This is a genomic window from Entomoplasma freundtii, from assembly GCF_002804205.1.
Taxonomy (GTDB): Bacteria; Bacillota_I; Bacilli_A; order Mycoplasmatales; family Mycoplasmataceae; genus Williamsoniiplasma; species Williamsoniiplasma freundtii.
In genome coordinates this window covers 455,384-468,918 of sequence record NZ_CP024962.1, presented here as the reverse complement: position 1 = coordinate 468,918, position 13,535 = coordinate 455,384, and the positions used below count along the sequence as shown (strand labels likewise).

Below are 13,535 nucleotides of genomic sequence, written 5' to 3'. Positions count from 1 at the left end.
TAATGTCTAATCAAAACAAAAATCAAAATTCGCTTACCTCATCACAAGGTCCAAGCAAAAAAAATTCCAAGTCAGGCAACAAATCTTGATTGCCTCATCGCAAAAAGGATAAAAAGAAATTTAAAAGCGAATTTTCTTTTAGTCCTAAAAAATTAACTAACTTTTTAGGAATCGTCTGGGAAACTGCCAAAAATAATCCTCTAATTTTTTCAGTAATGATTATTTCAGTTACCATTGATGCCTTTGTTTCCACTATTTTGCCTTTGTTTGCTGCCAAAATGACCTCGTTATTAATCCAAGGAAATAAAGGTACTGAGTCCTTCTTGGGTATTACAATGCATTGATATAGTTGAATTTATGTTTGTTTAATTGTATTTGCTATCATGTTTGTCTTTGAATATTTAACAAACTTTGCAACGGGGCTTTTTTCAGCCAAAATTGAAATTGAACAACGTAAAAAAATCTTAGTCTCTTTAGTTAATCAAGATGTCGACTTTTTCTTTACTCATGTTTCTGGAAATATCTTGACAAGATTTGTGGCCGATACACAAGCTTTAAGTTTAGGGATTCAACAATTTATTTCTAATGTTATTTATCTTTTTGTTAGTTTTGTCACTGCCGTGATTGTACTTTTTGCACAAAAATTAACTTTCATTGCAGCTTTCGGTTTGATTTATGTTTTAGTAGTCTTAGCGATTGCTGTGATTATCTTTATTTACTACCGTCGCGCTTTAATTACTGCTTACGATATTAAACGTGAAGTGGATGCGGATATGACTGATCGAATTAATAACATTACCTTAATCAAATCAAGTGGAAGTGAACTTTACGAAATTGACCGCTTATTTGACTTGAATGAAACTTATAACCGTAAAGGTGACAAAATGGTCTTACTATCATCACTCTTAAACTTTTGATTGATGGTAACAATTAGTTTCTTAACCACCATTTTGACAACTATAGTTGTTGTTCAAGCAATAAAATCATCTACCTTGTCAATGGCCTCTGATTTAACTTTAGGTCTTCCTTTAGTTGCTTCAATGGCGCTTTCAATTATTATGTTAGTGCCGACATTAAGAGCTGCCTCAAGAGCCTCGAATGCCTCAACACGTATTCAAGAGTTAACATCACCAAAACCAACAATTTTACCGAATTTAGATGGTCCTAAAATCACTCATATTGACCGTATTGATTTTAAGGATTTAGTTTTCGCTTATCCTCAAAAACCAGATAAGATTATCATTCCGAAGATGAACTTTACATTCGAAAAAGGTAAATCGTATGCCTTCGTCGGTGAAACTGGGTCAGGAAAATCAACAATTGGTCGGTTGTTATTACGTTACTATGAACCTTTAAAAGGAAATATTGTGATTAACGATAAATATAATCTTGATGACGTTAATTTACCATCTTACCTTGACCATGTTGGTTATGTTGAACAAGATCCACAAATTTTTTATGGAAACTTCTACGATAACATCCGTTATGGTCTCTTTGGAGCCACTGACAAACAAGTTATCGAAGCAGCCAAAAAAGCTAAACTTGATAGCTTTATTCGGACTTTGCCTGATGGTTATGACACTATTTTAGGCCAAAGAGGTTTCTTATTATCAGGTGGTCAAAAACAGCGTTTAGTTATTGCCCGAATATTCTTAAAAAATCCAGATTTAGTTATTTTAGATGAAGCCACTTCAGCTTTAGACAATATTGTGGAAAAAGAAATTCAAGCACAACTTGATGAACTTGTGGTTGGGAAAATGAGTATTACGATTGCTCACCGTCTTTCAACAATTAAAAATGTTGACCAAATCATTGTGTTGGGAATGGGTAAGGGAATTGTTCAAGTTGGTACTTTCCATGAATTGATTCATGAAGAAGGTGTCTTCAAACGTCTTTACGATGCTGGAAATGTAAAATAAAAAAGTTGCTTTTAATTAGCAACTTTTTTATTTTATTAAATTTTCCTCTTTCTTTCCTAGAGCAAAATTTAATCATTTAGTTTGTGCGAAAAGGACTTAATTATAGTGGAAAAATATGGTATATTCAAATATGTATTTAATACCGGTTTTGCCCATGTAGCTCAGTTGGATAGAGCACGCGCCTTCTAAGCGTGAGGTCGGAAGTTCGAGCCTTCTCGTGGGCACCATCTGAAATCAATCACGCTTCTAGAAGCGTGATTTTTATTTAAGGAGTGGAGTGACCATGTTTTATAAGGACTTAGAAAAAAAAATTTTGGCTTTAATTGCTAATAATGAAATAGAAGAAGCATCCAAGTTGATTGAAGAAGAACTAAAAATGCCCTATATCCCCCAAGAGTTTGAAACTTTTCTCTTGAAAATGCAAAAAGATATTTTCTTTAAAACTAGGGGTGAAAACACTTCGCTAGAAGAAACTAGTTTGACAATTGAGGCTTTATTAAATAAACTCGAAAGTGCAAAACTTACTGATCAAACTTGAGCGGTAATTAATTTAGAGAATTACAATTTGCGTCCACATTTAAAAGAATTAGAAACTTTCCTCTTACGCAAGAATATTCCCGATGATCTAAAGACAATGTTGTTGATGACTCTTCACCAACAACAAATCCCTAATTTACTACAACTTTGAAAAAATAACCAAGTTTTAAAAGTTGTTCCTAGTGAACTAAAAGTGACTGAATTAATGGACTTTTTTCACGAAACAAAATTAACCATTATGAATCATAATTGGTTGAAAAACACCACGTGGGAAGCATTAAGTATTAAATTGGCTTTAATTTTTCTTTTGAATTATTTTCCTAAGACTTTAGATTTTTCTGTGACTGATTTAGCAGCAGCCACTGATTATAAAGCCTTAAACCTTTTGGGAGAGAGTGGGAATTGAGAAATTTTACATTCCCAATTCCAGTTTAACGAAAGCAAAGCTAAAAAAATATTAATTGAACTAGATAAATTTCTAGTTCATTCTGAGATAACTGAATAACAAGAACCTCAACTAATTAATAAAGTCAGAATTAGTTATAATGGAGGAAAGGAAAAAAGATGAAATTTATTGATGTTGCAAGATTTAAAGTAAAAGCAGGAAAAGGTGGCGATGGGGCTGTCAGTTTTCTGCATGAATTGTTTGTGGCCAACGGAGGCCCAAATGGTGGCGATGGTGGCGATGGAGGAAGTGTCATTTTTATTGGTGACTCAGGGAAACATTCCTTATTAGATTTGAAACTCCAAAAAATTTATGCCGCTGAAGATGGTGAAAAGGGCGGCATCAAAAATATGCATGGGGCGAACGGGAATGATCGAACTATCAAGGTACCCTTAGGAACTGTTTTAATTGATGAAAAAACTAATAGCGTCTTAGCGGATATTAACCATGATAAACAAATGGTAATTTTAGCTAAAGGAGGTAAGGGAGGTAAAGGAAATGCTCGATTTGCGAACTCTCGCAATAAAGCACCAACCATTTTTGAAGCGGGTGAACCTGGAGAAAACTATGAAGTAAAAGCCGAATTAAAAGTGCTTGCTGATGTTGGTTTTATTGGTCTACCCAACGCTGGAAAGTCGACACTTCTAAGAGCAATATCAAATTCTAAACCTGAAGTAGCAGATTACGCTTTTACAACACTTAATCCTCAATTAGGAACCGCAAAAGCCCAAAACGGAGATACATTTGTGGTGGCTGATTTGCCTGGCTTAATCGAAGGAGCAAGTCTTGGAAAGGGACTTGGCCATCAGTTCTTAAAACATATTGAACGTTGCCGAATTATTTGTCATGTTATTGATTGGTCAGGAAATTATGGCCAAGAAGATATTATTAAAAATTATGAAATGATTCGTAAGGAATTACATAATTACAATTTAAACCTTGATGATCGTTTAGAAATAATCGTGGCCAACAAAATGGATCTTGATGAGGCCCAAATTAATGATCTTGAAGAAGTAATTAAAAACTATTTTAGTAATAAAAAAGTAATTTATGTTTCTGGTTTAAAAAAAGAAAATACCCAACAACTTTTAAACGAAATTGCTAAGGAATTAAAAACAGCTCCGAAAGCTTTACCAATTTGAGAATTGGAAAAGGAAAAGGCAGCCAATAAAGAATTCAAATTATATACCTTCCAAGATCTTGAAGAAGATATCGAAGTTATCAACCTTGGAAATGGCCGCTGACAAGTCACTGGGGAAACAGTTTTCAAGATTTACCAAAAAAACCCCATTACAACTCATGATAACCTTTTATTATTTAATGAAAAATTGAAAAAAATTGGCGTTTATAATGAACTTCGCAAACGTGGAGCTAAAAAGGGTGATTTAGTAAAAGTGTTTGACTATGAATTAGAATGGATGGGTTAAATAATGGCAGTCATAGATAAAAAGAAAACAACTCCAGCGCTTGTAGAGTATTTAGATTATTTGGTCAAGTTTATTCAAAAATCGGTTGCCAATGCCCATGCCGATGGTGTGATTGTTGGTGTTAGTGGTGGTGTTGATTCAGCTGTCGTTGCTTTATTAGCCAAAAAAGCTTTTCCCAATAACTACCAAACTGTTTGAATGCCCTTAAACTCTAGTCCTTTAGATTATCAATGTGTTGCGGAACTAGTTGAACAACACGACTTAAAAGTTTTAAATGTCGATTTAGCACCAACATTTAAAATTTTGACAAAAACTTGAACCGAGGCTGGGGCTTCATTGTCAACTCTTGCTTTAGCGAACTCAAAGGCTCGTTTGCGCATGACAACTTTATATGGCTTAGGCCAAAGTCAAAATTATTTAGTTTTAGGAACGGATAATGCTGACGAGTGATACTTAGGATACTTTACAAAATATGGTGACGGTGGTGTTGATGTAGTTCCATTAGTTCACCTTTTAAAAGGTGAAGTTTTTGAAGCAGCAAGGTTACTAGGAGTTCCAGCAAGTATTATTAATCGGGCTCCTACTGCTAGTTTATGAGACGATCAAACTGATGAAAAAGAGCTTGGTTTTTCTTATGACCAACTTGATGATTATTTGCGTGGCGAAAATAAAAACAAAGCTTTAAAGGAACGTGTCGAAAAACTTCATACCCAAAGTGAACATAAACGCCAATTAGCTATACACCCAAAACCTTTTTTGCGTCTAACAAATAAATAACATCTTCCTTAAGCTTGTCGAATTGTCAGGTTTTTAGAGAGGAACCTTAGAAAAATCGGTAAAATATATTTAAATAAGTGAAACAGAAAGGCGATGAGAAAGATGTTTATCTTTGCAGATTTAATTGCCTTTGGTTTAAAAATTGATTTAAGTATAATTTTGTACATTTTTGTCGGAGTTGGAGTAATTAGTTTTATTATTTATTTACTAAATTTACTTTTTCGTTCTACAAAAAAAGCACAAAAGATAAATGATGCAGATTGAATTAAAAAACGGGATCGAGAAAAAGCGCAAAATGATGTCGATAACGAAATTCTCTCAATTTTAAAAAATCGTAAGGAAGGGGATGGCAAACGTGTTTAAACCAGATTCTAATTTTCCTTCATCTCCATCTCCTGATGAAAGTTTAGAAAACAGGGAAACCAATAATAGTAATATTCCTTGAACTCCCAACCAACAATTTTACAATTCCGAATTTCAACAACAAGCGGCGCCCTATCCTCATCACCAATACCAACAACCTCTGCCTTTACCGCAGCAAAGTCCTAACCAAAACCAACCTCGAAAATTAAAACCCAATTTTTCTAAAACTGATTTAAGGGCCGTTGAAGTGCCCCGCGAAATTTCCAAAGAAATTCGTGGTGAGAAGTGACGAACAACTGGTTTAATTGCTCTGGGATCAATTTTTATGGCAACTAGCTTATTCTTTTTATTATTTTATTATTTGGTGCCAATTGAAAACGATATGCGTTGAAAAATTCCAAAGCAATTTATTCCGCATCCAGCACCAATGATTGTCTTAGCGGTTTTTGGTTTACTTTTCTTTTTGTGAGGCGTCATTGATCTCACCCATTTAAAAATTGATGTTAAAAATTATAAAGGTGATATCCTCATGGGCTATGAACGGGTGCCATACTTTATTTTGCGTAACTATAAGGCCTTATTAAGTCGCCCAATTTATCTTAATTGAATTGCTTTTAACCTCTATTTTTGGGGAGGGATTGCGATTGGTGTTTTTTATCTTATTAGGACGTTAAGCAAAAATAAACTTCCGATGAACACTGAGATTATTATCATGTTGACTATTTTAGTTTTAATGTTAGTTATCCAGATTGTTTCATTATTCAAAACACGCGCTCGGAAAGGACGGATTTGTGCTTATTATGGTTACGAATTAGTTCCCCCCGATGTTGAGTTGACAATTAAAAAACGAGCTAACCGTCGGTGCCTAATCATCTTTTTCTCGGCGCTTTCAGTTGTGCTCTTTGCGGTAATTATTCCATGAATGATTGTACGTAAAAATAAAGGTAAAAAAATTATTCCATTTGTTTAAAAATCACCACGCCGGTGATTTTTATTTTTTAGCACTCTCCAGTAGCAGTTGCTAATAAGATTGATATAATATAAAAAGTAAGGAGGCAAAAGGAAATGGACTTTCAAGAAAAAGGGCAAGTTAATGATGCTTTGGCAAAATATACACGTGATCTTACCAAGGATGCTCGTGAAGGAAAAATTGACCCTGTGATTGGACGTGAAGATGAAGTTCTTCGTGTTATCCGGATTTTAAGTCGGAAAACAAAAAATAATCCTGTTTTGATTGGGGAACCAGGTGTCGGAAAAACCGCCATTGTTGAAGGCTTAGCTCAACGAATTGTGAAGGGTGACGTTCCTTCGGTGCTTAAAAATAAACGTATTTTAGAATTAGATATGGGGAGCCTGATGGCCGGTGCTTCATATCTTGGTGATTATGAAGCCCGCGTAAAGGCAATTGTTAATGAAATTGGTAAAGCGAATGGAGAGATTGTTCTGTTTATCGATGAACTTCACTTGATTGTTGGTGCGGGAAAAACTGGTAATGGTGGTGGGATGGATGTCTCAAACTTATTGAAACCAGCTTTGGCTCGTGGTGGCTTAAAGGCTATTGGAGCAACAACTTTAAACGAATATCGTGAATATATCGAAAAAGATGCTGCCTTAGAACGTCGTTTTCAAAAAGTCTTGGTCAAGGAACCGACTGTTGAAGAAACGATTTCCATTTTACGAGGTTTGAAGGAGCGTTTTGAGGCCTATCATGGAGTAAAAATTCATGATAACGCCATTGTCGCTGCAGCTGACTTATCAAACCGCTATATTACTGATCGGTTTTTGCCTGATAAAGCAATCGATTTGGTGGATGAAGCTAGTGCAACTATCAAAACTGAATTAGCCTCAGTACCGGCTGAGTTAGACCAAACGAATCGTAAGGTCATGCAACTAGAAATTGAACGTGCGGCCTTATCTAAAGAAAAAGATACGAAATCACGTGACCGTTTAGGTGAAGTTGAAACCGAGTTAGCTAATTTGAAAACTAAACAAGATGAGCTAACAAAAAAATGACAAACCGAAAAAGCAAAAATTGATAAGATGAATGGTTTGAAAAACACCATCGAGCAACTAAGAACAGAGTTGGAAATTACTCAAACAGAAGGTAATTATAAACGTGCCGGAGAAATTCAGTATTCACTTTTACCCGCTTTGGAAAAACAATTAACCGAAGCAGAATTAGCCTCAAGAGATTCGATTTTAACGGAAAATGTCACCGAAAAAGAAATTGCCGATATTGTGGCCCGTTGAACTAATATTCCAATGGATAAACTTGTTGAAAGTGAACGAGCAAAACTAATCACTTTACCAAAAACTCTTGAAGAAAATGTTAAGGGTCAACGTGAAGCTATCGAAGCAGTTAGTGATGCTATTTTACGAAGTCGTGCTGGTATTAAAGACCCTGATAAACCAATTGGAAGTTTCCTTTTCTTAGGCCCAACTGGAGTTGGTAAAACTGAAGTCGCTCGATCATTAGCTGAAGTCATGTTTAATTCTGCTAAAAAAATGATTCGGTTTGACATGTCGGAATATATGGAAAAACATTCAGTATCGAAACTAATTGGAGCGCCTCCAGGTTATGTTGGCTATAGTGAGGGTGGTCGATTAACAGAAGCAGTGCGTCGCAATCCTTATTCAATCGTCCTTTTTGATGAAGTTGAAAAAGCGAACCCTGATGTCTTTAATATTCTCTTGCAAGTTCTAGATGAAGGTCGCATTACTGATTCACTTGGGAAAACAATTGATTTTAAAAATACTATTATTATCATGACGTCAAATCTGGGTAGTGAATATATGCTCAACGCTGAAAAACAAGAAGACATTAATCAAGACTTAGTCAAAGCAGAATTAAATAAACATTTCCGCCCGGAATTCTTGAACCGAATTGATAGTATCGTGACCTTTAACCCACTTTCTAAAGAAGTGGTGCGTGAGATTATTGAAAAACTTTTGACAGAATTAGCGGAACGTTTAGAAAGAGACAACACTTACTACTTAACTTTTAGTCAAAAAGTAAAGGATGACATTTTGAAAAATGGCTATGATCGCCAATTTGGCGCCCGACCAATTAAACGTTATATCGAAAAAAATGTCGAAACATTATTAGCCAAAGAAATCGTTAGCGGCAAACTAAAAGATGAAACAAAATATCTCATTGATTTAGACGATAAAGGTGAATATCAATTAAAACGAGTAAAATCCTTAAATTAGCACTTGATAATGAATAGTGCTAATTGTAGAATGAAGTAGGTGGTACGATGCTTTCACAACGCCAGGAAAAAATTTTAAAAGCCATTGTTAAAGAATTTATCAAAACGGTTCAACCAGTCGGTTCAAAACGAATCTTGGAACTAATTGAAATGCCAATTTCAAGTGCCACCGTAAGAAATGAAGCATCTGCTTTAGAAGAATACGGGTTTTTAGAAAAACAACATACTTCTTCAGGCCGGGTACCTTCTACCAAAGGTTACCGTTACTATGTTGACTATTTAATGAAAAATAAAACTGTTAACAATGCCGATTTAAAAAAACAACTCGAAAACCTGATGGATTTTCGAACTCATAATATTGAAAAAATTATTGATCAAGCAACTAATATTATTAGCGAAATGACCGAATTAACAGCTATCGTTTCCATGAAGGATTTGGTGGAAGAAAATGTGTTGAAGAAAATTGATCTTATTCCGTTAACCCAAACGACAGCGTCAGTAATTTTCATCCTTTCCAATGGTAATATTCATAAAAAGGTTTTTAATCTAGAAAATGCTTCGCTTAATGATTTGGCTATTGCTATCAAACTTTTTTCCGATAACTTGCTTGACCAAAAATTATCTTACGTGAAGCAAGCGGTAACCGTCATTCAACCTGAGTTACAAATCGCCGTCCGCAATTATGAATATATTCTCCAAAGTTTTGTGAACACCATCCTAGAAAATGATAACGAAACTAAAGAAACTTATGGCATTAAATATATGTTGGAAAAACCAGAATTTAGTAATACAGAAAAACTCAAGGCTGTTATTCAACTAATGGAAAATATGTCACCGTTTGATTGGTATGATATTCGTTACTCTTCCAATAAACAAAAAAATAAAATTGCTACCAAAATTGGCGAAGAAAACGATGGTGATTTTGCTGATATTGGGATGGTTGGCACCGAGTTTGCTACCTCTAACGGAAAAAAGGCAGCGATTACTTTGGTGGGGCCGAAACGAATGGATTATGACCAGGCTACCCAATTGGTCGAGTGATTAATTGATTTAGTCGGCTTAAAATTAGGAGGCAAGCATGAAAAATAACCACAATAATAATGATGAAAATAACTTAAATAAAGACAATGCAAAACTAGATAAACATGATGCTCATAAAAAAGCTTTGAAGGAAGCCTTAGCCATTCTTGGTGATTACAAACCAGAACCAATCACTAATACTTCACCAACTGAAGAATCACTAGACAATTCAACAAGTTGTCCAACTAATAATTTTGTCAATTACCAAAACGTAGTGGAAACAGAACTAAAAAACTTAACAAATACTGTTCGCCAATTGCAAGAAGAAAATTTAGAAAATATTGCCAAAATTCAAACCATGGCTCGTCGTCATGGTGAGGAAGAAGTTCAAACTCGGAAATATGGCGGGGTTAAATTAGCCCAAGATATTATTCCAGCCTTAGACTTATTCAAAAAGATTTTAACAATGCCTGTGAAAAATGAAGAAGTAAAAAACTATTTAATGGGCTTTGATATGATTGCGAAGCAACTTGACCAGGTCTTAGCTAACAATGGTATTCACCAAATTGAAGTAAAGGTTGGGGATGATTTTAATCCCCATCTACATGAGGCCACCGAAGTAATTGAAACTGAAAATGTCCCAAGTGGTAAAATTGCAGTCATTAATAGTCATGGCTACAAGTTACATGACCGTGTGATTAAACATACGAGCGTAAAGGTCGCTAAATAAACATATTTAAATTAAATAAACTAAAACCTAAATAGGAGAGAGAAAATGGCAAAAGAAAAAATAATCGGAATTGATTTAGGAACTACTAACTCTGTAGTGTCTGCCCTTGAAGGAGGTCAACCAATCGTTTTAGAAAACCCCGAAGGTCAACGCACAACCCCATCAGTCGTAGCTTTTAAAAATAATGACATTATTGTGGGGGGAGCAGCAAAACGTCAAGCGGTTACGAACCCTGATGTCGTTAGTTCAATTAAACGTAAAATCGGTACTCATGAAAAAGTTCATGTTAATGGTAAAGATTACACCCCTGAACAAATTTCAGCTGATATCTTGCGATATATGAAAAAATATGCCGAAGATAAATTAGGAGAAAAAGTCACTAAGGCAGTTATCACCGTTCCTGCTTACTTCAATGATGCCCAACGAAAGGCAACTAAAGATGCTGGAACTATTGCTGGTTTAACTGTTGAACGAATTATTAATGAACCAACTGCTGCCGCTTTAGCTTACGGTCTTGATAAAAAGGATAAAGAACAAAAAGTCCTTGTTTATGACCTAGGGGGAGGAACTTTTGATGTTTCAATCTTAGACCTTGCTGATGGAACTTTTGAAGTGCTTTCAACTAGTGGTGATAATCACCTTGGTGGTGATGACTTTGACCACAAAATTATGGATTGATTAGTATCGCAAATCAAAAAAGAAAAAAATGTTGATTTAAGCTCTGATAAAATGGCACTTCAACGTTTAAAAGAAGAAGCTGAAAAAGCAAAAATTAACCTTTCGTCACAATTAGAAACTGAAATTAACTTACCATTTATCGCTATGAATGAAGAAGGTCCAATTTCCTTTTCAACTACTTTAACCCGTAGCGAATTTGATAAATTAACTAAAGATTTAATTGACCGTACCGAAAAACCCGTTCAAGATGCCTTACGTTCGGCAAAAGTTAAACCAAGTGATATTGATGAAGTTCTACTTGTCGGAGGATCAACCCGAATTCCGGCTGTTCAAAAATTAGTTAAAAGTCTTCTTGGTAAAGAACCAAACCGTTCAATTAACCCTGATGAAGTAGTGGCGATGGGAGCAGCTATCCAAGGAGGGGTCTTAGCAGGTGATGTTACTGATGTCCTTTTATTGGATGTCACTCCGTTATCATTAGGAATTGAAACTATGGGAGGAATCTCAACCAAACTGATTGAGCGAAACACCACTATCCCAACTGAAAAATCACAAATTTTCTCAACTGCTGTTGATAACCAACCTGCTGTGGATATTAATGTCCTTCAAGGTGAACGTCCAATGGCGGCAGATAATAAATCACTAGGGCAATTCCAATTAACTGGTATTAAACCAGCACCAAAAGGAGTGCCTCAAATCGAAGTTATTTTCAAAATTGATGCTAATGGAATTGTTAGTGTTACTGCCAAAGACAAACAAACTAACGATGAAAAAACAATTACTATCTCAAACTCTGGTTCATTAAGCGATGATGAAATCCAAAAAATGGTTCAAGAAGCAAAAGAAAATGCTGAAGCTGATGAACAAAAACGCCGCCATGTTGAATTGAAGAATAAGGCTGAAACTTATATCAACGTTTTAGAATCAAGTTTAAAAGAAGCGGGCGACAAAGTTCAAGCTGAACAAAAAGCCCAAGCAGAAAAAATTATGACTGAAATGCGTGAGTTAATGGCTAAAGAAGATTGAGAAGGCCTTGAAAAACGTATGGGTGAATTAGAGCAAGCAATGGCAATGGCAGCTGAATTTGCTAAGCAACAATCAGAAGCTACCGGTACTCCTCAACCAGAAGTGCATCCCGAAGAACCTGAATTAACTGACAAAGAAGATAAAAATAATAACGATGATGATCATCACAAAGACAAATAATTACTTATTTAAAAATTAAAAACAAATAAAACTAACTTATAAGGTTAGTTTTATTTACGAGAAAGGAAGTTATGGCAGCGAAAAGAGATTATTATGAAGTTCTTGGTGTGCCAAAAACTGCAACGGAACAAGAAATTAAAAAAGCTTACCGTGCTTTAGCCAAAAAATACCACCCTGACGTCAACAAAAGTCCTGATGCAGAGGAAAAATTCAAAGAAATCAATGAAGCTTCAGAAGTCCTGCTTGATTCTAAAAAACGTGATCGTTATGACAGATTCGGTCATGCTGGAGTTGAAGGACAAGCTGGCTTTGGAGGGTTTGGTAACTTTGAAGATTTATTTAAAAATATGTCAGGAATGGGTGGACGTAGCTCTTCCTTCTCTGATATTTTTGGAGAAATGTTCGGTGAAGGGCCATCTAATCGTAGTGGTTTTCAGAACCAAAGGCCCATTCCAGGTGAAGATTTAGTTTTGGATATCGAATTAACTTGAAAAGAACTAATTTTTGGAACTACGAAGCAAGTTAGTCTTGATTTATTAACGAAATGTCAAACTTGTCATGGCCAAGGAGCAGAAAATCCTAAAGATGTCATGATTTGTCCCGAATGTCATGGGGCTGGTCAAGTGGTGATGGACCAACAATTAGGACCATTTGCTTTCCAAAGCCAACAAACATGTCCAGAATGTCATGGCACTGGAAAAATATTTACCAATAAATGTCATAGTTGTCATGGTGATAGTTATTACGTGACTCGTCGTGATGTTACTTTAGACATTCCGAAAGGGTTAAGACCCGGTCAACAATTGATGATTTCTGGTGCTGGTCACGATTCACCATATGGTGGACCGAAAGGAAATATTTATTTAAATATCCATGTTAAGGAATCATTAATTTTTAAAATTTCTGGCAATGATTTGATTATGAAATATAATCTTAGTTATCTTGATGCTATTCTCGGTCATGATATTATTGTGGAAACTTATGATGGACCACTTCGGATTAAAGTTCCGCAAGGAACTAATTCGGGTGAATATATAACTATCCGTGATCGTGGTCTTTATAAGAACATCAATTCGCATCACCGCGGAGATTTAAAACTTTTAATTAATATTGTGGTTCCTAATCTGGTTGATCGAAAAACTCGCAAAATTTTGGAAGAAATTGCTCAAGATACAACTTTTAAAATTGTTAATAAACTTGACTAAACCCACGTTTTAACTATCA

General features: G+C 35.3%; 11 protein-coding genes and 1 tRNA gene. All 12 read left to right on the top strand.

What is annotated here, in order from left to right; all coding sequences use genetic code 4:
- Window positions 1-2 precede the first annotated feature (2 nt).
- A complete protein-coding gene (locus tag EFREU_RS01995; protein WP_100609365.1) occupies window positions 3-1,919 on the top strand; it encodes an ABC transporter ATP-binding protein in 1,917 nt (638 codons plus the stop codon).
- A 150-nt stretch (window positions 1,920-2,069) separates the two neighbouring features.
- Window positions 2,070-2,146, top strand: a tRNA-Arg gene (locus EFREU_RS01990).
- 56 nt (window positions 2,147-2,202) lie between these two features.
- On the top strand, window positions 2,203-2,961 hold the full coding sequence (locus EFREU_RS01985; protein WP_100609363.1) for a DUF3196 family protein: 759 nt from the start codon (window positions 2,203-2,205) through the stop codon (window positions 2,959-2,961).
- 59 nt (window positions 2,962-3,020) lie between these two features.
- Window positions 3,021-4,328, top strand: coding sequence for a GTPase ObgE (gene obgE / locus EFREU_RS01980; RefSeq protein ID WP_100609361.1), 1,308 nt, complete (start codon window positions 3,021-3,023; stop codon window positions 4,326-4,328).
- 3 nt (window positions 4,329-4,331) lie between these two features.
- Window positions 4,332-5,105 carry an NAD(+) synthase gene (nadE, locus tag EFREU_RS01975; protein WP_100609359.1) on the top strand — a complete coding sequence of 258 codons (774 nt, stop codon included), beginning with the start codon at window positions 4,332-4,334 and terminating at the stop codon, window positions 5,103-5,105.
- Window positions 5,106-5,198: 93 nt separating this feature from the next.
- Entirely contained in the window at window positions 5,199-5,468 is a 270-nt protein-coding gene (locus tag EFREU_RS01970) for a TIGR04561 family membrane protein (protein WP_100609358.1), read from the top strand.
- On the top strand, window positions 5,452-6,438 hold the full coding sequence (locus tag EFREU_RS01965) for a Yip1 family protein (protein ID WP_100609357.1): 987 nt from the start codon (window positions 5,452-5,454) through the stop codon (window positions 6,436-6,438). The genes EFREU_RS01970 and EFREU_RS01965 overlap by 17 nt, the downstream gene beginning before the upstream one ends.
- A gap of 95 nt (window positions 6,439-6,533) precedes the next feature.
- The gene (locus EFREU_RS01960; RefSeq protein ID WP_100609356.1) at window positions 6,534-8,678 is read left to right on the top strand and encodes an ATP-dependent Clp protease ATP-binding subunit; all 2,145 of its coding nucleotides are present in this window, start codon (window positions 6,534-6,536) and stop codon (window positions 8,676-8,678) included.
- 47 nt (window positions 8,679-8,725) lie between these two features.
- Window positions 8,726-9,766, top strand: coding sequence for a heat-inducible transcriptional repressor HrcA (hrcA, locus tag EFREU_RS01955; protein ID WP_100609355.1), 1,041 nt, complete (start codon window positions 8,726-8,728; stop codon window positions 9,764-9,766).
- Window positions 9,756-10,427, top strand: coding sequence for a nucleotide exchange factor GrpE (locus EFREU_RS01950; protein WP_100609354.1), 672 nt, complete (start codon window positions 9,756-9,758; stop codon window positions 10,425-10,427). The genes hrcA and EFREU_RS01950 overlap by 11 nt, the downstream gene beginning before the upstream one ends.
- A 45-nt stretch (window positions 10,428-10,472) precedes the next feature.
- Complete coding sequence (gene dnaK / locus EFREU_RS01945; protein ID WP_100609353.1) at window positions 10,473-12,311, top strand: molecular chaperone DnaK; 1,839 nt, start codon at window positions 10,473-10,475, stop codon at window positions 12,309-12,311.
- A gap of 71 nt (window positions 12,312-12,382) precedes the next feature.
- The gene (gene dnaJ / locus EFREU_RS01940) at window positions 12,383-13,516 is read left to right on the top strand and encodes a molecular chaperone DnaJ (RefSeq protein WP_100609352.1); all 1,134 of its coding nucleotides are present in this window, start codon (window positions 12,383-12,385) and stop codon (window positions 13,514-13,516) included.
- The last annotated feature ends 19 nt before the right edge of the window (window positions 13,517-13,535 follow it).